This is a genomic window from Sphingopyxis sp., from assembly GCF_035686825.1.
Taxonomy (GTDB): Bacteria; Pseudomonadota; Alphaproteobacteria; order Sphingomonadales; family Sphingomonadaceae; genus Sphingopyxis.
Window position 1 is genome coordinate 422,938 of record NZ_DASRYZ010000007.1, and the last position, 21,358, is coordinate 444,295.

Consider the following 21,358-nt stretch of genomic DNA (forward strand, 5'->3'; position numbering starts at 1 on the left):
TTAAAATGCAATAATGCATGTTGACATGGCGGGTGCCGTTTGAAATTCTTGTCCAAGCGCGACGACCGCCGACGTGATGCGGTCGCCGCTCGAACAGGAGGCCTTACGTGACGCTGCTGCTGACAAATGCCCGCATCTTCGACGGCGTGAACGAGGAATGCGCCGAAGGCATGTCTGTCCTGATCGACGGCAGTCACATTCGCGAAGTCTCCGAAAAGGAAATCCGTGCACCGGATGCGCAGGTCATCGACGTCGGCGGAAAGACGCTGATGCCCGGACTCATCGATCTTCACACCCATGCCTACACCGCCGATGTCGACCTGACGCAGCTCGAAAAGGTCGGTACGCCCTATAACGCCCTTCATGCCGGGCGCATGCTGCGCCACGGCCTCCATTGCGGCTTCACGACGATGCGCGATATCGGCGGGGGCGACTGGAGTTTGGCCAAGGCTCTTAAAGACAAGATCATCGAGGGGCCGCGCTTCTTCTATGCCGGCAAAATCCTCTCGATGACGGGAGGGCACGGCGATTTTCGGGACATGCACGATAGCGAGCATGAATTCGGAGCCTGTTCGTGCAGCGTGGTCGGCACGATGAGCGTGATCGCCGACGGCATCGATGAGTGCATCAAGGCGGCTCGCGAAGAGCTCCGGCGCGGCGCCCATTGCATCAAGATCATGGGGTCGGGCGGCGTGACCTCGCCCCTCGATCCCATCTGGATGAACCAGTACCGGGACGACGAGATACGGGCCATCGTTCGCGAATGCGAGGAGCGCCGGACCTATGTCTCATCGCATTGTCACCCGGCGAGCGGCGTCCGCCGCTCGGTGGAGGCGGGGGTCAGGGTGATCGAGCATGGCACGCTGATGGATGCCGAAACGGCGGCATTCGTCGCCGGGAAGGGTGCGTATGTCGTTCCCACGCTGGCGATCATCTTCGCCCTCATGGAAGGGGGGAGCGCCATGGGAATTTCGTCCGTCGTCATGGACAAGCTCAAGGTCGCCCATAAGTCGGCTATCGAGGGACTCGATCATATGCGGTCGGCCAATGTGAAGCTTGGCCTTGGCACCGATTTGCTCGGCGAACTCTATGATCAGCAATGCCGCGAATTCACCCTGCGGCGCGAAGTATTCGAGCCGATCGAAATCCTGCGCCAGGCGACGTCGATGGGCGCGGAAATCCTGATGCACGAAGGGCGACTGGGCTGCGTCAAGCCCGACGCATTCGCCGATCTCATCGTCGTCGATGGCGATCCGCTCAAGGACATCGGCTTGCTGTCGCAAAATGGCGAGCGCCTCGACCTCATCATTCGCGACGGCGAGATCATCAAGAACCGGCTGTAGAGCCGCCGGGCGCGCGGTGAGCGCTGAACTTGCAGGATCGGCTCAGTCGATGACGGGCTTGAGCCCCGGATCGCCGACCGCGAGCGCGCGCTTGAAGGCGGGGCGCCCGGCTATCTTCGCCAGATAGGCCTTCAGCTTCGGATAGGCGGCGATTTCGCGTGGCACGAACAGCCGCATCGTGGTCAACGGGAACGCCATGATGATGTCGGCTGCGGTAAATTCATCCCCCGCAAAATAGGGCGCTTCCGACAAGCGCTGCTCGACGAGAGCGAAGGCGCGATTGCCGCGGCCGCGCAAGGCCTCGGCGATATCGGGATTCGCAGGCTCGATTGCCGGGATGATCATCTCGACCATGAGCGCCGACATCAGCGAGGAATTGGCGAAATGAAGCCAGAACAGATAGTCCGGATACGCAGCATCCGACGGTGGCAGAGCAAGCCGGCCGCCGCCGAGGCGGTGGATGATATATTCGATGATCGCGCCGGACTCGCCGAGAACCAGGGCGTCATGCGCGATGACGGGCGCCGTCCCGAAGGGCGTCAGCGCCTTGTAGACGGCCGGCGCCGCCCCGGTTGCCGGATCGCGATCATATTTCTGAAGGACATAGTCGATCCCCAGTTCCTCGCAGAGCCAGATGATACGGTCCGACTGGGAGATGCCCAGATGATGGATCGTCAGCATCGTCAGCGCCTGCTTCCCGTCGGCGCTTCTTGAACCGCCTCCGACAACAGGGCCTCGACATAAGGCGCGAAGGAGCGCCAGACCTCGAGATGGAAACTCTCGGGGGCGGTCCGCCACACGATGATTTCGGCCTTGTGGAACAGGGTTCGCGCACAGGTGCCGACAGGGAAGGCGCCAGTCGCCAAATCCAGCGGGCAACCGCTCGCCAGCCAAATCTCCGCCTCCGGGCCGCCCAGCGTGATCGCGACCTGCCGGTGACTGACGTCGACAAAGGCTCCGCCGAGAGCGGACAACCGCTTGCCCGCCTCGGACATGGTCGATGCTGCTGTTCCGGTCGCCAGAACCAGCCATTCGTCGGGCCCCAGCCATAGCGCATCGAGCCCGTCGCCCGATGCCGAGCGGCAGGCTGTGCGCGGGAGCGAAAGCCCGAGGATCGCCGAGGCCTTCTCGATCGCCCCCTCGCGGCAGCGCAAGATGTGGCGCGACCGGGTATCTGAATGCACGACCGGGCCGCGCTGGTCGTTTCGGTCAGTCATTGAGACGTTGCCCTTCGGGATCGACGAAAACGGTCCCCGTCACTTTCACCGCGATGTTGCCATCGGGCATCGGCACCACAAGCGACTGGTCCTCGATGGCCCGGCCGTCCTTGATCATCGCGAGCGCGATCGAGCGGCCGAGCGACGCGCTATAGTAGGACGATGTCACATGGCCCAGCGACGGCCCCCCGGCCGGCGCCATGAGCTGTGCGCCCTCTTCAAGGACGATCGACGGATCGGTCGTGAAGAGGCCGACAAGTCGCTTGCGGCCCTTTGCCAGGAGCGCAGGCCGTTCAAGAGAGCGTTTGCCGACGAAATCGGGCTTCGCCTTGCCGATGGCCCAGCCAAGCCCGACGTCTTGCGGAGTGACCGTGCCGTCGGTTTCCTGTCCGACGATGATATAGCCTTTTTCGGCGCGCAATATGTGCATCGCCTCGGTGCCATAAGCGGTGAGGCCGAGCGTCTGCCCCCGAGCCCAGATCGCCTCCCAGACCTGACGCGCCTGACCCGAGGGGATGTTGACCTCGAAGCCGAGTTCGCCGGTGAAGCTGACGCGCATCAGCCGGGTCGGTACGCCGCAGATTTCGGCATCGCCGACGCTCATATGGGGAAAGGCGGCAGCCGAGATGTCGAGCCGCTCGGCCAACGGCGCCAGCAGCTCGCGGGCGAGCGGGCCCTGGATCGCGATCACCGACCATTGCTCGGTCGTCGAGGTCAGCCAGACGTCGAGATCGGGCCATTCGGTCTGGAGATAATCCTCCATGAGCCCCAGGACCCGCGCCGCTCCGCCGGTCGTCGTGGTGACGTGGAAGCGATCGCTCGCAAGCCGGGCGATGACGCCATCGTCGAGGATGAAGCCGTCTTCGCGCAGCAGCACGCCGTAGCGGCATCGTCCGACGCCGAGCTTTTTCCAGGCGTTGACGTAGAAGCGCTCGAGGAACTCGGCCGCGTCGGTCCCGACGACCTCGATCTTGCCGAGCGTCGAGGCGTCGAAAATGCCGACCGCGCTCCGGACTGCCAGGCACTCGCGGTCGACCGCTTGGCGCATCGTCTCTCCGGCACGCGGAAAGTAGCGGGCGCGCTTCCATTGCCCGACATCTTCGAAGACCGCGCCTTTCGCTTCGGCCCAGCCGTGGATCGGGGTGCGCCGCGCGGGATCGAAAAGTTCGCCGCGCGCGCTCCCCGCCAGCGTACCGAAGGTGACCGGGGTATAGGGCGGCCGAAAGGTGGTGAAGCCGACGGCTTCGACCGCTCGCCCGGTGTCAGCGGCGACGATTCCGAGCGAGTTGATATTCGACAGCTTGCCCTGATCGGTCGCCATGCCGGTGGTGGTGTAGCGCTTGACGTGCTCGATCGAGCGGAACCCCTCGCGGGTCGCAAGGGTGAGGTCCCGCGCCGTCACGTCGTTCTGCCAATCCACGAAGGCCTTGACGCGCAAAGTGTTCCTGCCGTGCGGGAGCGCGCCGATGACGCCGCCGTTGCCGATAGACTGGCGCACGTCGGCTCGCGGGGGCAGCGGGGCCGCCACGATTTTGCCGCCGCTCGTCTTGGCGGCGTCTATTCCCGCCCACCAGCCGTCTTTCAACGCGTCTGCCAGTTCGAGGCGTCCGCTTGCGGCGCCGACCGTTCGTTCGTCCTCGACCGAGCCCGACGGCACATAGGCCTGGACGTCCGCGCTCCACGCCATTTGGCCGCGCGACTGCGAGGCGAGATGAATCGTCGGCGTGAAGCCGCCGCACATCAGGACGGCATCGCACGCAAGGCGTTCGCGGCGACCGCCGGCGACGATATCTATCGCATTCACGCGCAATTTGCCCCGCGTTCCCTCGATGCGGGCATCGCGGATGATGCGGAAGGGGGCGCCCGAAACGGCTGCGCCAGGCCGGACGTCGACCAGCACCGTGGCCATCCCGGCGCTCGTCAGTTCCCGCGCGACGCGATATCCGGCGTCATGTGCGGTCACCACCACCGGGCGGGCGCCGACGGCGACACCGTAGAGCTGGAGATAGGTTCGCGCCGCGTCGGCGAGCATGATTCCGGGGCGATCATTGTCGGGAAAGACGAGGGGGCGTTCGATCGCGCCGGTCGCCAGTATGACGCGCGCCGCCCGAACCTGCCAGAGCCGCTCGCGGACAGGAGCGGCGCCATCCTCGACATGGTCGCCGAGGCGCTCGGCAAGGCCGATCATATTGTGCGGATAATAGCCGAACGCCGTCGTGCGCGGGAGCAACCGGACATTGGGAAGCGCTGCGAGCCTCGCGAGTGTGCGGGCGGTCCATTCGGTGGCGTCCTCGCCATCGATGCGCGCCTCGCTCGCAGCGAGAAGCGATCCACCCATGCGCGGACGATCGTCGCAGAGGATCACGCGCCCGCCTCCGGCCGCCGCCGCCGATGCGGCCGCGAGCCCGGCCGGACCCGCGCCGACGACAAGCACTTCGCAGTGCGCGTAACGCTGCGCGTAGCGGTCGGGGTCGGGTGCGTCGGGCGCCACGCCGAGCCCGGCCACGGCGCGAATGCGCGGTTCGTAGACCGCGTCCCAGGCGCGGCGCGGCCACATGAAGGTCTTGTAGTAGAAGCCGGCGGGCAGGAAGCGGCTGAGGCGATCGTTGATGCTCCAGCGATCGTGCTCGAGGCTCGGATTGCGGTTCTGGCTGTACGCGACGAGCCCGTCGACCAGTTCGACCTGCGTCGCCGGAAGATTGGGTGTGACCCGCCCGCGACCGCGAACGATCGTGACCAGGGCATTCGGTTCGTCGGCCCAGGCGCCCAATATTCCGCGCGGCCGGTGATATTTGAACGAACGCCCCACGAGGTGAACATCATTGGCGAGCAGCGCGGAGGCGAGCGTGTCGCCCGCAAAGCCTTCGTAAATGCGGTCGTCGAAACGGAAGCGCAGCGGACGGCTGCGATCGACGAGGCCGTGCCCGGCCAGACGGTATTTCTGGGTCATGACGCACCGGTCTCCGGCAGGGGGTCGTCCACGCGGTAACTTGCCAGAATCAGGTCGGTGCGCGTGTCGCGGAGGATGTTGAAGAAGCGTGCGCAACCATGCGAATGGCGCCAGCGTTCGCGATGAGGGCCGCGAATATTGTCGCGGCCATAGAGAAACGAACCCCATTGCTCGTCGTCGAGCGCCGCAGGCACCGGCGGCCGGGCGATATGCGCCTGCCCTCCGTAGCTGAATTCGATTTCGGGGCGGTCGCCGCAATAGGGGCAGGGGATGAGAAGCATCGCCGGTCTCAGTGCGCCACCGCCGCCGCGGCCGCTTCGTCGATCATGTAGCCGTCGCGGAAGCGTTCGATCGTGAAGGGCGCATTGAGCGCGTGAGGCGCATCGGTCGCCATCGTATGCGCCAGCAGGTGCGCAGCGCCCGGCGTCGCCTTGAACCCGCCTGTCCCCCAGCCGCAATTGACATAGAGGCCGGGAACGGATGTCTTCGCGATGATCGGCGATCGGTCGGGCGTGACGTCGACGATCCCGCCCCAGTTGCGCAACATCCGCATTCTGCGGAATTGCGGGAATATCTCGCAAATCGCCTCCAGCGTATGCTGTGCGACGTGAAGCCCCCCGCGCTGGGTGTAGCTCGTGTATACGTCGGTGCCCGCGCCGATCACCAGTTCGCCCTTGTCGGACTGGCTGATATAGGCGTGGATCGTGTTCGACATGACCACGCAGGGCAGGACCGGCTTCACAGGCTCCGACACCAGCGCCTGCAACGGGAAGCTCTCGAGCGGCAACCGCAGGCCTGCCATGCTCATCACCACGCTGCTGTTGCCGGCCGCGGATACGCCGACCTTCGCCGCCCGGATCGCGCCGCGGGACGTCTGGACCCCGATCACCTGCCCCGAACGGTCGCGGTCGATCCCTGTCACTTCGCAATTCTCGATGATGTCGACGCCCATCGCGTCGGCAGCCCGGGCGTACCCCCAGGCCACGGCATCATGGCGAGCGGTGCCGCCGCGGCGTTGCAGCGCGGCGCCAATTATCGGGTAGCGCATGCCGGGATCGATGTTGAGCGGCGGGCAATAGGCCTTGGCCTGCTCGGGCGTCAGCCACTCGTTGTCGACACCGTTCAACCGATTGGCGTGGATGTGACGCCGGAACACCTGCTCGTCATGGACCGTGTGGGCCAGCATCATCACGCCGCGCCGCGAATACATGACATTGTAGTTCAGTTCCTCGCTCAGCGTGTCCCACTTCCTGACCGCATGATCATAGAGCGACGAGCTCTCGTCGAAGAGGTAGTTCGAGCGGATGATCGTCGTGTTGCGGCCGGTGTTGCCGCCGCCGATCCAGCCCTTTTCCAGCACGGCAATGTTGGTGAGCCCGTAGTCGCGGGCGAGATAGAAGGCGGCGCCGAGGCCATGGCCGCCGCCGCCGATGACAATGGCGTCATACTGCGATTTGGGCGCCGCGGCGCGCCACTGCTCGCGCCATCCCGAGTGATTGCGCAGTCCGTGGCGAATAAGCGAGAAGAGCGAGTAACGCTGCATGTCAGTCACGCACCGGAACGGTGTGGTTGAGGACAAGGCGGCCGCCATCGGCGTAAAGGATCTGGCCGGTCATATAGGAGGAATCCTTGCTGGCCAGGAACGCGGCGATGCCGGCAATCTCTTCGACGTCGCCGACGCGGCCGAGCGGCGTTCGGGAGAGCACGGCACGCAGCGCGTCGGCATCGCGCAGAAGCGTGTTCTGGGCCAGATCCGTGGCGATGGTCCCGGGACCGATCGCGTTCACGCGAATGCCGGACGCGGCGAGCGCCAGCGCCATCGCGCGGGTCATCTGGTTTATCCCGCCTTTCGACACGGCGTAGGCGAGTTGATCGCCGATCGCCACCACCGCGTTGATCGAACTCATATTGATGATCGAACCCGGGATGCCGTAAGCGACCATCTCGCGGGCGACATGCTGACTCATGAGAAAGACGGACTTGAGATTGACGCCGAGCACCCGGTCGAAATCGGCTTCCGCCAATTCGAGGAACGGAGCCTTGTGGACGATGCCGGCGACATTGACGAGCACATGGGCAGGTCCACCCCATTCGAAGATGTCCGCCAGGCATCTTTCGACGTCTTGCGCGCTTGATACGTCGAGCCCGTAGCCCCGTACATCCGTACCGCTTGCGTCGAGCCGGGAGGCTTCCGCTCCGACCTTCGCGACGTCGATATCGCACATCGCCACCTGATATCCGTCATCGAGAAAGCGCGATGCGCAGGCGAGACCGATTCCCCGCGCGGCGCCGGTGACTATGACCAGAGGTTTGACGTGCTCGCTCATACCGCCTCCGCTGCTCCGGAACGACGCGGGTCCGCGCAGGCACTGGCGACGCCGCCGGGCGAAATATGGATGCCCTCGTAGCTGCCGGCATGGAAGCTCCACGGGCTCGTCAATTCGAATTGCAGGCCCCGCGCCGCGGCCGCTGCGTGTATTGCGGGCGTCCCGCAATCGAGCTCGACCGCGACGCTGTTCGCCGTGCTCCCGCCATAGATCGGCCCGCCGATCCGCGGCCGGTGCACCGATGTCTCGATATCCATACCGAAATCGAGGATGTTCAGCGCGTTGGTCACACAATTCTGGATCAACGCCACGCTCGGCGATCCGGCCGCAAGCAGGGGCTTGCCGTTCGAACCGAAGATGATGTGCGGCGCGACATAGCAGGTCGCGCGGTCGCCGGGTTTCGGCATGTTGCGCGCGAAGTGAGCGGCGCCGGACCACAGGCTCATGCCGTCGACCATCAGTCCGTTCATCCACGGCAGCGACATGACCGAGTGGAGGACCGTCGCGACATTGCCGTCGCGATCGACCACCGTCAGATGGTTCGAGCCGGGGTAAGGGGAGCGCGCCGGATCGACCGGCACGGGGTCGCGCATCTTCATGAGCTCGAAGCGCATCGCCGCATAATCCTTCGACAGGATCGTCTCGAGCGGGGTCGGCCAGCTGTTGGGGTCGCCTTGCGCGGCCCCGTCGAGCGGGACCTCGAGGCAGAAGCGCGACAGCCAGTACAGGCTGTCCGCGCTGTCGGTCGGCATGCCCCATTCAGCGAGCGGAATCTGCTCGATCAGGTTGAGGATTTCGATGATGTGAGTGCCGCCATTGTCGGGCGGCGGCGAACCGGCGATCCTTTGCCCGCGATAGCTTCCCCAGGCGGGCTCCATCCAGCGCGGCGCGAAGCGGTCGAAATCCTCCATCGTCAGCACGCCGCCGGCGGCACGAACGGTTTCGACCACCTTTTCGGTAAAGCGCGACCGGTAGAAATAATCGACCCCGCCGGTTGCCATCTTCTCAAGCGTATCGGCGAGCCGGTGGTTGACGACGACCTCGCCGGGGCCGCGCAGCGCATTGTCGCGAAAATAAATCTCGCGGCCGTCCTCGCTGAGGCCGATCTTGCCCGCCTGCTCGAACATCATGCCATAGAGAAAGGGATAGATCGGAATGCCCGTCCGCGCGAGCTCGATAGCCGGAGCGGCAAGTTCCTCACGCGATTTCGTCGCATGGCGCTCGCGCGCGGCTTCCCATGCCGCCCAGAAGCCCGGGACTGCAACCCCGCGTCCCGTGGCGAGGTCCGCGCCGGTTATTCCGCCAAGCCCGGCGAGCGGCGCGTTCATCGAACCGTTGAGATATCGGGTAGCCCCCGTCGCGGCGTCATAGTGCATCATGCTGAGCATGCCGAAGGCGGTGGTCATATGCGGCTCGACCACCGTTTGCGCCAGCGAGGCGGCAAGGATTGCGTCCACTGCATTGCCACCAGCGCGCAAGATCGCGGTGGCGACGCGCGTTACGATGGGGTGCGAGGAAACTGCGACCCCCTCCTTGCCCGAAGCCATGCGTTTCCGGCCGAAAATCGCACGGTCGGAAAGCTGGCGGATATCGTCGACGTCGAACATCATCAAACTCCCGGGGACTTGGTCTTGAGGCAGCGAATAGTCACGCGAAGGCGCTCATGCCGCCTTTTCCGATGCTGTAATCGCGCGGCGGGGTTTGGCGCATCAGATGCTCGACGAAATAATCCCATTGGCGCCGCAGAAAGTAGGGCTCTGCGAGATAGAAATGCGTGCCATTGGGCATGTAGAGCAAATCATAGGCGCGGTTGGCCTGGTTGAGCGCCGCGCAAAGCTGCAAGGTGACGGCTGGAAACGCATTTTCATCCATGTCGCCATAGGCGAGAAGGAGCTTGCCTTTCAGGTTGGCCGCGAGGACGCCATTGTCCAGCTTCCGGTAATTGTCGGGGACAGCCCCGGCGTCGGGCCTGAGGCGCACGCCGTTGCCATAGTCGGGCAGGGGGCCGCCGCCTGCATAATAGAGGCCGTGGAAATTGTGACTTCCGGCCGACGAGAAGGCGACCTTGAAGACGTCCGGATGACGCAGGATGGCACGCGCCGAGGTATATCCGCCCGCGCTATGCCCATAGACGCCGATGCGGTCGCCATCGAGCGTTGGGTCGCGTTCGCAAAGCTGCCTCAGGACCTCGACATGATCGTCGAGGCAGACGTCGCCCGAGGCCTCATAGCCGGCGTCCTGGAATGCTTTCGATCGCAGCGGCGTGCCGCGTCCGTCGACGACAACGACGGCGAATCCGAGCGCCGCAAAGGCTGCGCGACCATGATAGCCGACACCGAAACGCCCCGCCGCGAAATTATGCGGTGCGACCACGATCTGCGGCCCGCCGTAGATCGCCGTGACAACCGGCGCCGCGGCGCCGGTCGCACCGTGAGGACGGTAAATCGCGCCGTAGAGATCGGTGACCCCGTCGGCGGCCTTCGCGACGAAAGGTTCGGGCGGGCGCCAGCCGGTTTCATAGAGCGCGCTCGCATCCGCTTCCTCGAGCGGCGCAATAATCCTGCCGTCATCGGTGGAACGCAGGACCGTCGTGCCGGGCGTCGAGACCGTCGACCAGCTGTCGATGAAGACGCTGCCGTCGGGTGAAATCGCAGATGCAGGGCGCGCCATGCCGAAGATGCGCGCGAGCAAGGACTCCGGAGGTCCGTCGACCATATGATCGGCTGCCTCGGGACTGAGGAGCGTCAGATTTTGACCGTCGAGGTCCACGCGGTACACGCGGCGCTGGTAGGGATCGCCCGGTTCGCGGCCCGAGGCCGTGAAATAGATACGTCCTCTCGCTTCATCGACCCCAAGCACATCGCGCACGGGCCAATCGCCCGCAGTGATCGGGTTGATCAGTTCGCCGGTCGAAAGATCGTACAGGTAAAGATGCCCGTAGCCGCTGCGTTCGGAATACCAGATCGCCCGGCTGCCGCCGGCGATGATCCGGCTGTTGGGCTGCTTGTACAGTTCGGCGCCGAGCTTGAGAAATCCCGTCGTCGGTTCGGCGATGGGGATGCGAAGCCCCCCAGTGGCCACGTCGATCTCGAGAAGCATCGTCGCCCCGGTCCTGTCGGGCGCGGTGGCGACGAACACCCGGCGGCTGTCGGCGGACCAGCCGAGCGGCTCGAGATGGATGATCCCCTCACCGAGATCGCGCCCGAGCGTGTCGTGGAGCAGGATCGGCACCCGCCGGCCCGTGGCGATTTCGATCGCACAGGCGCTGAACAGGGGGCCTCGCTCCCCGACGAGCGCCTGCTGCACATGATAGGCGCGCGGCCGGGCGCTACCGTCCTGCGGCACCGATTCCAGAAAGGGATAGGGTTCGATATGCCGCTCATCGACCCGCCCGCCGACGACATATTTTCCGTCGGGCGACCATGACCAGCCGAAGGGCATCAGCGGGATGTTGGCCTGGCGCCGCGCGATCGCAAGCAAGGCGGCATCGGGATATTTGCCCCAGGCGTAACTCTCCTCGCCATCGTCCGTGAGGCGGCGTTCGGCGCCGCTCGCGATGTCGAGCACGGCAAGATCGTGGCCGCGCACGACCAGCGCCTGGTCCCCCGCGGGCGATAGCAGCAGCCCGGGCTTTGCCCCCTCGATCGCCCCAAGCTCCTCGGCAACGCCGGAAATGACCCGCCAGCGGCGCCCGCCATGGTGCAGCACGCATTCCCCGTCCGCGGCAATGGACTCTACCATCAGCAGGTCGGCATTCGCCGCTTGTCCCGCTGCGGTCGCGATCGCGCTTGCGGCGGCCGCATGGTCGAACGCCGGGCGGCGCGTTCCGCCCTCCACCCAGATATACCGGCCTCCTCCGGCCAGCTCGCGCCGATACCAGAAGCTATTGGCGCCCACCCAGTTCGGCCGCACGCTCTCGTTCAAGACCAGGCGCATCACGCTGGCATCCAGCACGGCTTCGGCGGCCCGATATCTTGCCAGCATGTCCGCGGCGCCGGAGGCGGGTTGGTCCAATGCCTCGTCGTCGGCTGCTACCGGGGATTGGTTCATCGAGCGAACTCCGATTGATCGCGGGGGGAGGGTGCCGGCGCGGGGTCCAGGCTGGTCGCGAGCGGCGGTGGAAGACGACAAGCTAGGGTCCCTTGCGCGGCCCTATCAAGGCCGCCGGGACGCTTTCAGCGGTTTTCAAAAGAGATTTGGCCGAGGGCGAAAATCCGGTGTCCTGTCGAACGCGGCGCGGCGAAGACGAGGCCGGGCGGGGCCTTCATGCCCGGCCGATCGGCGATGTCTGGATCTCCAGCCAGGACCGGACATCCGGGGGCACCAGCGGGCCGATCGACCCGAGGACGGCCGCATGATAATCGTTGAGCCAATCGAGTTCGGCATCGGTGAGCAACGCGGTATCGATCAGCATTCGGTCGATCGGCGCCATCGTGATCGTCTCGAATCCGAGCATCGGCTTCGTTGCGCCGGGGATGTCGCGCGGGACGGCGACGACCAGATTCTCGATCCGGATGCCATAGTCGCCCTCCTTGTAGTAGCCGGGCTCGTTCGACAGGATCATTCCTGCCTCGATGCCTGCGTCACCCGGCCGGGGTGCGGCCAGCATGTGGGCCGGCCCTTCATGGACGTTGAGAAAATGCCCGACGCCATGGCCGGTGCCGAGGGCGTAATCGAGACCGACCTCCCACAGCGCCCGCCGCGCGAAGGGATCGAGGCGAAAGCCCATCGTACCGGCCGGGAAGGTCAGCCGGGCAATGGCGATATGACCCTTGAGCACGCGGGTGAACCGGTCACGGATCTCTTGACGCGCGCCGCCGATAGCGACCGTTCGCGTGACATCGGTGGTTCCGCCGGAATATTGCCCGCCAGAATCGACGAGATAGATGCTGTTCGGATTTATCGGCCGGTCGGTCTCCGCCGTCGCATCATAGTGCGGAAGCGCGGCATTGGCGTCGGCCGCCGAAATTGTCGGGAACGACAGGCCATGAAACCCTGCCTCCGCGCGGCGGAACCCGGCGAGGCGTTCGGCCGCCGACATCTCGGTCTGCCGTCCCTTCGGCGCTTCGCCGGACAGCCAGTACAGGAATTGCGTGAGAGCGGCGCCGTCGCGGAGATGCGCTTGCTTCATACCCTCGATTTCGACCGGGTTCTTGATGGCCTTGGGCATGCGCGTCGGGTCGGCCATGTCGCGAACCTGCGCGCCGCCCTTGGCCAGCGCTTGATAGACGGCGATGGGCGAAAGGTCGGGATCGACCGCGACGCGCCGCCCCGCCATCCTTTCGAGCGCCGGGTAGAAATCATCGTAGCCAAAGGTCCGCACCCCGGCTCCCAGATGCCGGAGGACTGCGTAGCTCAACTTGCTTTCATCGACGAACAGGTCGACGCTGCCATCGCTCCAGCAGATGCCGAACGCGTAGGCGAGCGGCGCGAATTCCACATCGCTCGCGCGGATGTTCAGGAGCCAGGCGATGGAGTCAAGCGCAACCAATATGGAGGCGTCGAGCTTGCCGGCCCTCAGCAGGTCAGCGACCGCGCAACGCTTGTCGTCCGAACTCATCCCGGCCTTTTCGATCGGCTGGACGAACATCGGTGTGGCCGGGCGGCCGGGTTGGTCGAGCCAAAGGCGGTCGAGCGGATTTGCCGCGACCGGTATCAACTCTACGCCCGATACGGCGAGCGTCGACGTGATCTGGTTTATCGAGGTGCGGGTATACAGGCGCGGATCATAACCTATCCGGTCGCCGCCCCGGCCATGCTCGGCCAGCCATGCGCCGGGGCCGGTGTGCGGCACTGGTGCGATCTGATAGCAGTCGCCGTCGACCTGGTCGCGCGCTGCGACCGTGTAGCGGCCATCGACGAATAGCGCCGCTCGATCCATCAGCACTGCGGCCGAGGCGGTCGAACCCTTGAAACCCGTCAACCATTCGAGCCGTTTGGCATAGGCTGCCGGATATTCGGTGATGTGCTCGTCGCCCGTCCCAAGCAAAAAGCCGTTCAGACCTACCCCTGCCAGTTCCGCCCGCAAGGCTATCAGATGCTCAAGGTACCTGCTCATGACGATCGGAACAATTCTTCTGCCTACGCTTCCTTTCGGGCAGTGCTCGGCGGCCAGCGATCATCGCGGGCAAGCTCGCCCGAAGGAAGGGGAGGGGACGTGTCAGGCGCGCGGACCTTTGCGATCGTTCGAGCGATATGCCTGTCAGCGAGCCAGTAGATCGTTGCGCCGATCACGACCGCGGGGAACGCCACGGACAGCGAGGCCATCTGCAGTCCGCTTTCAGGGCCGAACACATGATCCGACAACAGCCCGACCAGGACCGGGCTGATCACCCCGAACAACGTCGACGAGACCGTCGAGATCGCAAAGAATCGTCCGAGGAGCTGCGGGGGCGCGAGGTCCTGGACGACGGTCGGCAGCAAGGAGTTCCCCCCGATCCCGAGGCCCATTTGAATCGTCGCGATCACGAAGATTTCGGTAGGAGTCCGGGCGAAAAGGTAGAGCGGAATGATGAGGGCATAGAGCGAATATCCGATCTGCGACACCCGCACCGGAGTCATGACGCCCCACCTCGATTTCATGGCCTTGGCTGCGCTGCCGGCAAGAACCAGCCCGCCCACGCTGCCGAGCACCATCGCCGTTCCCAGTCCGGCGCCGACCGCACCTGGGGTCATTTCGAACTTGCGCATGAGTATGATCGGCAGCCATGTGAAAACCGCCGATGCTCCGAGTATGACGAGGCCGAAGGGTACGAACACGGCTGAAATCGCTTTCCAGTTCGCGGCCAGATAGGCGCGGAAATTCAGCTCTGGCAGCTCGACGGCGGTTGGCGTTGAGATGGGCGCAGGAGCAGGCTGTGAATTGAGGCGAAGGAAAACAATTGCGATGGCCAGAACCGGGCCGGGCAAGGCTACGGCGAAGAAGACAAGGCGCCAGGTTTCGCGCGTGAACTCTCCGGTCGGGACCAAATGGCTGATCACGCCGATATGATCGATGATCAGGCCTGCGAGCGCGATGCCGACGCCGCCGCCGACGACGGACGCCGCATAGTAAATGAAATTGGCCGTCATCCGCTGCTTTTCGGCGAACAATTGGGGTATCAGCGCAAAAACGATGATCGACAGGCCGGCCTCACCAGCCCCGAGCAATGCGACGCTGGCCAGCAGCGAGGGATAGCTTGTCGCCAGGCCACAGGTCGCGATCCCGATCGACCAAACAATGACGCACAGCGACAGGAGGACGCGGCGATCCATCCGGTCGGCAAGCCAACCGAGCGGAAAGGCGGCGATACTGGCGAACAATACGGCACCGAAGCCCTGCAGGCTTCCGATTTGCGTGTCGCTGAGATGCAAATCCGCCTTCAACTGCTGCGAGAGGAGGATGATGACCTGCCGGTCGATGACCGCGTAGAGCGTAGCCACCGAGAGGACGAGAAGCGCATACCAGGATGCGAGTGATGCCCGCGATTGCATTATCTTGATTTCCCCTCCTGCAGCGATGCTGCCATCGCTGTCCGGACTTCAGGCAAGTCGGCGTGGTCGGTGGGCGCGCGGCGTACTCGCCCGCGGTCCCGATTGCTTGCGATGGCTAGAGCCGCAGCGCGAAGCGCAAACCGCGGCTGATGGCCGCAGGGAATACGCTCAGGTGCGTTTCGTTTTCGAAGACGATGGCCTCGACTTCGCATGGAGCCGGGGCTTCGAGCGCGCGCAGGCGGCCGGCCAATGCCACCGCATTGGTGACCATCGCGAACGATGTGAGCATCGCCTGCATCTGTTCGCGCGTCACGCCGGGATGGACCGGCACATGATCGGCCAGCTTTTCCTCGAGCTCGCCCAGGGTGAACAAGACGCGCGGTGCGACTTCGCCCGCCGCAACCGGAGCCGTGAGCTTGATCTCGTCGTCGAGGATCGCCCCGCCGCTCCAGTTGATCGACGGACTGCCGACGAGATAGGTCTGATAGGCGGCGGGATGATTGAACAGGACGTGCAGCGCAAACAGTCCGCCGAAGGAATCGCCCCACAGGATGTTGTTGCGGCGATCGGTCGCGTAAGTGGTGTCGATAAGCGGCCGCAGTTCCTCGATCATGAACCGGTGAAAATTCTCCGCGTCGCCATAAATCGCGCCCTGGGTGATCGGCGACGCTTCAAGCCCCGCGAGCGTAGCCGCGTCGGGCTGGGTCGGCAGCAGGTCGGCGCAACGCGCACGCGACGCAAAGGCCCAATCCTTGCCATACCCGATTCCCACCAGATAGGCAGGCTTCAGTTCCAGGCCCACCGCCTGCATCAGAAGCGTGTCGGCAAATGTGTGAAAGATGAAATCTGCGTCGTTCAGATATATAACGGGGAAGCCTTCCGGCGGCGGATCGCCCGCCCACTCGGGCTTGGCTACATAAACCCGATATGTGCGCCCGGTGGACTCGGAGGTCATGTCCCATTGTTCGCAATTGGCGCGCTCAACGGGCAGTCGGACGGGCGCGGTGGAAGCCGGTGACGGCGCTATCTCGGCGATCGGGTCAGTCATGAAACACCTTTTGATGAAATGGCGGTCAGACTAGCCATCGATTCCCGGCCCGTCTTTCGCCCCTCGCCAAAAAGATTTCGCATGCCGCCAAATGGGCGAACGCCGAGCCGTGCCGGCTGTGTTCAGTTCGGCGAAAATGTTCAAGGAAACATGGACGGCCGTTCAGCTTCGCGGCAATGCGCTGCGCCGGCGAAGCTCGCTCGGAGTGGCGCCGAAGTGCCTCTGAACGGCGACCGTGAAGCTCGATGCGCGATTGTAACCGACCGCATAGGCAATCTGCGTGATCGAGGCGTCCCGCTCGTTGAGGAGTTCCAGCGCCTGCTGCATGCGCAGGCCATGGACATAGTCGAACACGGACTGGCCGAGTATCTGCCGGAACCCGCTGCACAGGGCGCTGCGGCTGAGCCCGACGCGGCGCGCCAGCACCTCGAGCGAAGGCGGGGAGGCCAGATTATCGGCCAGCACCTGCTGCGCCTTCAGCACCCCCCGCGCCGTCAGCCGCGTCGTCTCGGGCGAGGTGAAGCCTTCGCTATGGTCGAAAGCCTCGAACATCTGGCAGATGATCTCGATGGCCTTCGATTGCAGGAACAATCGCCGCCTGTGCCCCTCAAGCGGGCAGCCATGCACGTCGTCGAGGCACCGGAACATCGCGGCCGACAATGGCAGCGCGCGGCCGGCTGTCTGCCGCAGGTCGCCGTTGAGGAAATCCTGGACGTCGACCGGCAGCTCATGCTCGCCGCCCGCGAAGAGCGCCTTCAGGGTATTCCGATGGATGACGATGTAGATATATCGTGCCACCCCTGCGAGCGTCACATCGGCGGGTGGCTGGTATTCGGGTTCGATGATGAGCGCCGTACCCGGCCCTTCGAAGCTCACCGGCTCTCCGTCATGCGCGACATATTCTCCATCGCCGCTGCTGGCGACGTAGAGCTGCAACGTGTCGGGCGACAGGACATGACTCGATTGCGGCGAGTAATATTCGGTCTCGCTGAAAATCATGTAGAAGCCGTCGGTAAACCCGCAAAATTCATGTTGGCCGGTCCCGAAGGAGCCGCTTGCGCCGAAGCGATAGTGACGGTTGTCGCTCAAGCGGACGAAGGCATCGGGGAGCTGCCCTTCGGCTATGACCGGGTCGATCGCATAGTCGTCGATCGCATAGTGGATGGTAAGCTGTTCGGCATCCCGGTCGGGGGAGGGGAAGCGGCGCGCAACGGGGAGTCGGGAGGAAGTCCGCGCCTGTCGCCGCGGTGCAATCCAACCCGCGCCGAGCCGAGGTCCGTGTTTCTGCCCGGCGGAGAGTTCGTCTGACGCTTGCATCGCTTACAGTCCTCTTAGGTGTCGATGCAGTTCAGCCCGGTTCGCGGAGCTGGTCAAGTAAAAATACAGCATCGTCAAAAATTGGAATTTTGGCCGCGAGCGAAATCCATTTGGCGGTGTTCGAAAGGCGGATGGCTTGCTCTCCCGCAGAAAAGGCTTTCAGATGCGGGGCGGGCCACGCGAGAATCCTCCGTCGGCGACAATATAGCAAACATACATTTATGTATTATGACGAGGGAGTGTTTTGATGACCGGGACCATCGGAAAAAGCTGTCTTTTGTCGGCTAGCGTGGTTGCGCTATGCTTGACGGCGAACCACGCGAAGGCACAAGTTGCACCTGATAGCGTCGTCCTGCCGGCTGTTGCCGACGAGGTTCCGAACGATGGTGAAATTGTCGTGACGGCCAGCAAGCGCGAAGAGAAGCTGCGCGATGTCCCCTCGGCCATCACCGTGCTTGGAGGCGATGCAATCGAGCGGCTCGGCATCCAGTCGGTTCGCGACTATGCCACGCTCACGCCCGGCCTGACCGTTCAGGACGATGGCACTCCTGGCTCGGGGAAAGTCTATATCCGGGGTCTGCAGACAGGGGCGCTCCAGCAATCTGCCACGACGGTAGTCTATCTGGATGACGTGCCGTTCACCGCCAGCTCGTCCAATGGCGGCGGCGCATTCGTTGCGCCCGATCCGGAGCTCGTCGACCTCGATCGCATCGAAGTGCTGAAGGGTCCGCAGGGCACGCTTTATGGCGCGTCGAGCCTCGGCGGCGTCATCCGGATGATCTCGAAGCGGCCCGACCCGTCAAGCTTCTCTGCCAGTGTCCGGGCGGAAGCGACCGCGGTCGACGGCGGTGGTTTCGGTTATCTGGCCAATGCCAGCGTCAACATACCCCTCGTGGCGGATCGGCTGGCGGTGCGGGCAACGGCATTCTACCGGCGCGCGCCGGGCTATGTCGACAATATCGGTACCGGCACCAAGAACGTCAACGAAAGCGATTCGAAGGGCGCCCGCCTCGCGATCGGATGGACGCCCACCGACCGGCTGACGATCGATCTGGTGGGCCAGTTCCAGGACACCGATACAAATGGCCTGGCGCTGCAGGACAATGTCACGGGCACCTTCACGCCTCTCTATGGCAAGCGGAAATACAGTCAGTTCTTCGACGCGCCATCGAGCACTCGCTACCGGCTGGTGTCCGCGACCGGAACTTATGATGTCGGGATCGGCCGGGTGATCGCCGTTGCCGCCTATTCCGAGAGCAAGCTGCATACCGAGAACGACTTTTCGGCGAGCTATGTGCCCATTCTCCCGCTCCTCGGACTGCTCGGCTACAACTATCCGGCGAACACGGGCTTTGCCTATCAAAGCACGATCCCCCAGAAGAAGAAGACTGCCGAACTCCGCTTTGTCTCGAACAGGCTTGGCCCGGTCGAATTTCTCGTCGGCGGTTTCTACACCCATGAGCGAGTGGATCCGCTCACGACCGATATCGTCGCGCGCGACACCGCGACCAACACGCAGCTTCCGGGCGCCCTCGGCTCCTTCATCTCCTCCCCCATCAGGGACCGGTACGAAGAGCTGTCCGCCTTCGGCAACCTCACATTCTATCTCTCGGATAACTTCGATATCACCGGCGGTGCGCGACTGGCGCACTACAAGGAAAATTTCACCCTGAACTACAGCGGCGTCTATTATGACGCGTTGCTGGGCGGACCGCAGCAGACACCCGGGCTCGACGCCAGCGAGAATCATGCATCCTATCTCGCGACGGTGCGCTGGCGGCCGACAAGCAACCTCAGCCTGTTCCTCCGCGCCGCAAGCGGCTTCAGGCCGGGCGGTCCGCAGCCGGCTGTAGCCCCGCCAGCAGGCGCTCAAACCGTGATCAACCCTGACACGGTCTGGAACTATGAAGCGGGGATCAAGGGCGACTTCCTCGACAGGACGCTGAGCCTCGAGGCCTCGGTTTACAGGATCGATTGGAAGAATATCCAGCTCTACACGATCTTCCAGAACCAGATCGTGCTCGCCAATGCCGGCAAGGCAAAGGTCGAGGGCTTCGAGGTCTCGGCTCTGGCACGCCCGTCCGATCGGCTGAGCATTGGCGTCAATGCCGGCTACACCGATCCGCGGCTCACCAGGATCGATCCCGGCGTGAGCGCTGTCATCGGCGCAGCGGCCGGCGACCCGATCCCCTACACACCGCAATGGACTGTCGCGGCAACCGTAGACCAAAGCGTTCCGCTCGGAAACGATGTCGAAGGGCAGCTGGGGGCAACGATGCGCTTCCAGTCGGAAATGTTCACCTCCTATCCGAGCAGCGTGACCGCCCCGAACGTGAAGCTCCCGTCGATCGGCACCGTCGATCTGCGGGCAGGTGTGAGCTTCCGGCAATATCTGGTCCAGTTCCGCGTCGACAATGTTTTGAACGAGTTCGGCATCATCAACTACGCGCCCGGCACGCCCGGGGTCCCGGCGACGGCAAACATCATCCGTCCGCGCAGCTTCACCTTGTCGCTGAGTGCCAAGTTCTAGCGGGGCCGGCGCGTCCCGGTATCACCAGCCGGGCAATGCGCGGTCGATTGGAGCCTGTCGCCGGGGGGAGGCAGGCTCCCTTTTTAATAGGTGCCGCATATTGTGGGCGGGCTAGGCGAAGCCCCGGGTTCGGAGGCGTGTCGCGATCCGGGCGGTGGCACCGGATCGCTATTTGCGCACCCGGCGCGACATGCGGAAGCGCAACGGTTCCCGGAGAAATTAAGTTGGCGGCGAAAATCATCGATGGCCGTAAGTTGGCAGCGAAGCTGCGCGAGGCTTTTGCTCTTCGCGTGCAGGCGCTCGAGGCGTCCGGGGCATGTCCGCCGGGTTTGGCCGTCATCCTCGTCGGAGAGGACGCAGCCTCGGCCGTCTATGTCCGCAACAAGATCAGGGCCTGCGAGGCGACAGGGATCAAATCCGTCAGCCATCGACTGCCGTCGACGGTATCCAATGCCGAACTGCTCGGCATGATCGTCGAACTGAATGCGGACCCCGACGTGCACGGGATCTTGGTTCAACTGCCGCTCCCTGCGCATATCGATGTCGCGCGGGTGCTCGAAACGATCGCGATCGAAAAGGACGTCGACGGGTTTCATCTGTATAATGTGGGTGCGCTGGTAGCTGGGAATACCGTTTTCCCGCCATGTACGCCCTATGGCGTTGTGAAGCTGCTCGAAAGCGAGGGCGTGTCGGTGGAAGGCCAGAATGTCGTCATCGTCGGGGCCAGCAACATTGTCGGAAAGCCGATGGCGCTCATGCTGATGGCCCGCGATGCTACGGTTGCTATCTGCCATGCGAAGACCCGAGACTTGGCCCAGTTCACCATTCTTGCGGACATTCTTGTCGTCGCGGCGGGCGTGCCGAACCTGATTTTGCCCCAGATGGTGAAGACCGGCGCGATTGTGATCGATGTCGGCATCAACCGGCTGCCGGACGGGACAATCACTGGCGACGTCGATTTCGCCGGCGTCGCGCAGAAGGCGGCAGGCATAACGCCGGTACCGGGCGGGGTCGGCCCGATGACGGTCACCATGCTTCTGGAAAACACGATTGCATCGGCGGAGCGCGCGAGTGCGCGGCAGAGGCTGGGGCTCACTGAAGCACGCCATGATTGATGTCCGCGCGATCTGAACAGGCGCCCGATGGGCGAGCC

15 protein-coding genes are annotated in these 21,358 nt (G+C 64.2%); 3 read left to right on the plus strand and 12 right to left on the minus strand.

The annotated features are described in order from the left end of the window. The first annotated feature begins 107 nt into the window (after positions 1-107). On the plus strand, positions 108-1,343 hold the full coding sequence (locus tag VFG17_RS19890) for an amidohydrolase family protein (RefSeq protein ID WP_325031103.1): 1,236 nt from the start codon (positions 108-110) through the stop codon (positions 1,341-1,343). Positions 1,344-1,385: 42 nt separating this feature from the next. On the opposite strand, the gene VFG17_RS19895 is transcribed toward VFG17_RS19890, so the two are convergent. From VFG17_RS19895 to VFG17_RS19950, 12 genes are all read right to left on the minus strand, one after another. After that, a complete protein-coding gene (locus VFG17_RS19895; RefSeq protein WP_325031104.1) occupies positions 1,386-2,024 on the minus strand; it encodes a glutathione S-transferase in 639 nt (212 codons plus the stop codon). 2 nt (positions 2,025-2,026) lie between these two features. Beyond that, positions 2,027-2,560 carry a sarcosine oxidase subunit gamma gene (locus tag VFG17_RS19900; RefSeq protein WP_325031105.1) on the minus strand — a complete coding sequence of 178 codons (534 nt, stop codon included), beginning with the start codon at positions 2,558-2,560 and terminating at the stop codon, positions 2,027-2,029. After that, positions 2,553-5,510, minus strand: a complete 2,958-nt coding sequence (locus VFG17_RS19905) for a sarcosine oxidase subunit alpha family protein (protein WP_325031106.1) — start codon at positions 5,508-5,510, stop codon at positions 2,553-2,555. The genes VFG17_RS19900 and VFG17_RS19905 overlap by 8 nt, the downstream gene beginning before the upstream one ends. Beyond that, a complete protein-coding gene (locus VFG17_RS19910) occupies positions 5,507-5,791 on the minus strand; it encodes a sarcosine oxidase subunit delta (RefSeq protein WP_325031107.1) in 285 nt (94 codons plus the stop codon). Before VFG17_RS19910 ends, VFG17_RS19905 begins: the two co-directional genes overlap by 4 nt. 8 nt (positions 5,792-5,799) lie before the next feature. Beyond that, on the minus strand, positions 5,800-7,053 hold the full coding sequence (locus tag VFG17_RS19915) for a sarcosine oxidase subunit beta family protein (protein ID WP_325031428.1): 1,254 nt from the start codon (positions 7,051-7,053) through the stop codon (positions 5,800-5,802). A gap of 1 nt (position 7,054) precedes the next feature. Further along, a complete protein-coding gene (locus tag VFG17_RS19920; protein ID WP_325031108.1) occupies positions 7,055-7,837 on the minus strand; it encodes an SDR family NAD(P)-dependent oxidoreductase in 783 nt (260 codons plus the stop codon). Further along, positions 7,834-9,444, minus strand: a complete 1,611-nt coding sequence (locus VFG17_RS19925) for a gamma-glutamyltransferase (RefSeq protein WP_325031109.1) — start codon at positions 9,442-9,444, stop codon at positions 7,834-7,836. The genes VFG17_RS19920 and VFG17_RS19925 overlap by 4 nt, the downstream gene beginning before the upstream one ends. Before the next feature lie 40 nt (positions 9,445-9,484). Further along, on the minus strand, positions 9,485-11,887 hold the full coding sequence (locus tag VFG17_RS19930) for a S9 family peptidase (RefSeq protein WP_325031110.1): 2,403 nt from the start codon (positions 11,885-11,887) through the stop codon (positions 9,485-9,487). Between the two features lie 214 nt (positions 11,888-12,101). Beyond that, positions 12,102-13,895 (minus strand): aminopeptidase P family protein, encoded by a 1,794-nt coding sequence (locus VFG17_RS19935; protein WP_325031111.1) that lies wholly within the window; start codon positions 13,893-13,895, stop codon positions 12,102-12,104. A 23-nt stretch (positions 13,896-13,918) separates the two neighbouring features. Further along, positions 13,919-15,310, minus strand: coding sequence for an MFS transporter (locus VFG17_RS19940; protein ID WP_325031112.1), 1,392 nt, complete (start codon positions 15,308-15,310; stop codon positions 13,919-13,921). Positions 15,311-15,425: 115 nt separating this feature from the next. After that, the gene (locus VFG17_RS19945) at positions 15,426-16,358 is read right to left on the minus strand and encodes an alpha/beta hydrolase (RefSeq protein WP_325031113.1); all 933 of its coding nucleotides are present in this window, start codon (positions 16,356-16,358) and stop codon (positions 15,426-15,428) included. Between the two features lie 162 nt (positions 16,359-16,520). Then, positions 16,521-17,675: an AraC family transcriptional regulator gene (locus tag VFG17_RS19950; protein ID WP_325031114.1), complete on the minus strand. Its 1,155-nt coding sequence runs from the start codon at positions 17,673-17,675 to the stop codon at positions 16,521-16,523. Positions 17,676-17,922: 247 nt separating this feature from the next. Here VFG17_RS19950 and VFG17_RS19955 point away from each other — a divergent pair, with 247 nt between their 5' ends. Both VFG17_RS19955 and folD read left to right on the plus strand, forming a co-directional pair. Further along, positions 17,923-20,205, plus strand: coding sequence for a TonB-dependent receptor (locus VFG17_RS19955; protein ID WP_325031115.1), 2,283 nt, complete (start codon positions 17,923-17,925; stop codon positions 20,203-20,205). A gap of 224 nt (positions 20,206-20,429) precedes the next feature. After that, positions 20,430-21,320 carry a bifunctional methylenetetrahydrofolate dehydrogenase/methenyltetrahydrofolate cyclohydrolase FolD gene (gene folD, locus VFG17_RS19960; protein WP_325031116.1) on the plus strand — a complete coding sequence of 297 codons (891 nt, stop codon included), beginning with the start codon at positions 20,430-20,432 and terminating at the stop codon, positions 21,318-21,320. The last annotated feature ends 38 nt before the right edge of the window (positions 21,321-21,358 follow it).

Coding starts and splice junctions, on each gene's coding strand:
- VFG17_RS19895 (WP_325031104.1), bottom strand. CDS start 2,024: ATGCTGACGATCCATCATCTGGGCATCTCCCAGTCGGACCGTATCATC.
- VFG17_RS19900 (WP_325031105.1), bottom strand. CDS start 2,560: ATGACTGACCGAAACGACCAGCGCGGCCCGGTCGTGCATTCAGATACC.
- VFG17_RS19905 (WP_325031106.1), bottom strand. CDS start 5,510: ATGACCCAGAAATACCGTCTGGCCGGGCACGGCCTCGTCGATCGCAGC.
- VFG17_RS19910 (WP_325031107.1), bottom strand. CDS start 5,791: ATGCTTCTCATCCCCTGCCCCTATTGCGGCGACCGCCCCGAAATCGAA.
- VFG17_RS19915 (WP_325031428.1), bottom strand. CDS start 7,053: ATGCAGCGTTACTCGCTCTTCTCGCTTATTCGCCACGGACTGCGCAAT.
- VFG17_RS19920 (WP_325031108.1), bottom strand. CDS start 7,837: ATGAGCGAGCACGTCAAACCTCTGGTCATAGTCACCGGCGCCGCGCGG.
- VFG17_RS19925 (WP_325031109.1), bottom strand. CDS start 9,444: ATGTTCGACGTCGACGATATCCGCCAGCTTTCCGACCGTGCGATTTTC.
- VFG17_RS19930 (WP_325031110.1), bottom strand. CDS start 11,887: ATGAACCAATCCCCGGTAGCAGCCGACGACGAGGCATTGGACCAACCC.
- VFG17_RS19935 (WP_325031111.1), bottom strand. CDS start 13,895: ATGAGCAGGTACCTTGAGCATCTGATAGCCTTGCGGGCGGAACTGGCA.
- VFG17_RS19940 (WP_325031112.1), bottom strand. CDS start 15,310: ATGCAATCGCGGGCATCACTCGCATCCTGGTATGCGCTTCTCGTCCTC.
- VFG17_RS19945 (WP_325031113.1), bottom strand. CDS start 16,358: ATGACTGACCCGATCGCCGAGATAGCGCCGTCACCGGCTTCCACCGCG.
- VFG17_RS19950 (WP_325031114.1), bottom strand. CDS start 17,675: ATGCAAGCGTCAGACGAACTCTCCGCCGGGCAGAAACACGGACCTCGG.
- VFG17_RS19955 (WP_325031115.1), top strand. CDS start 17,923: ATGACCGGGACCATCGGAAAAAGCTGTCTTTTGTCGGCTAGCGTGGTT.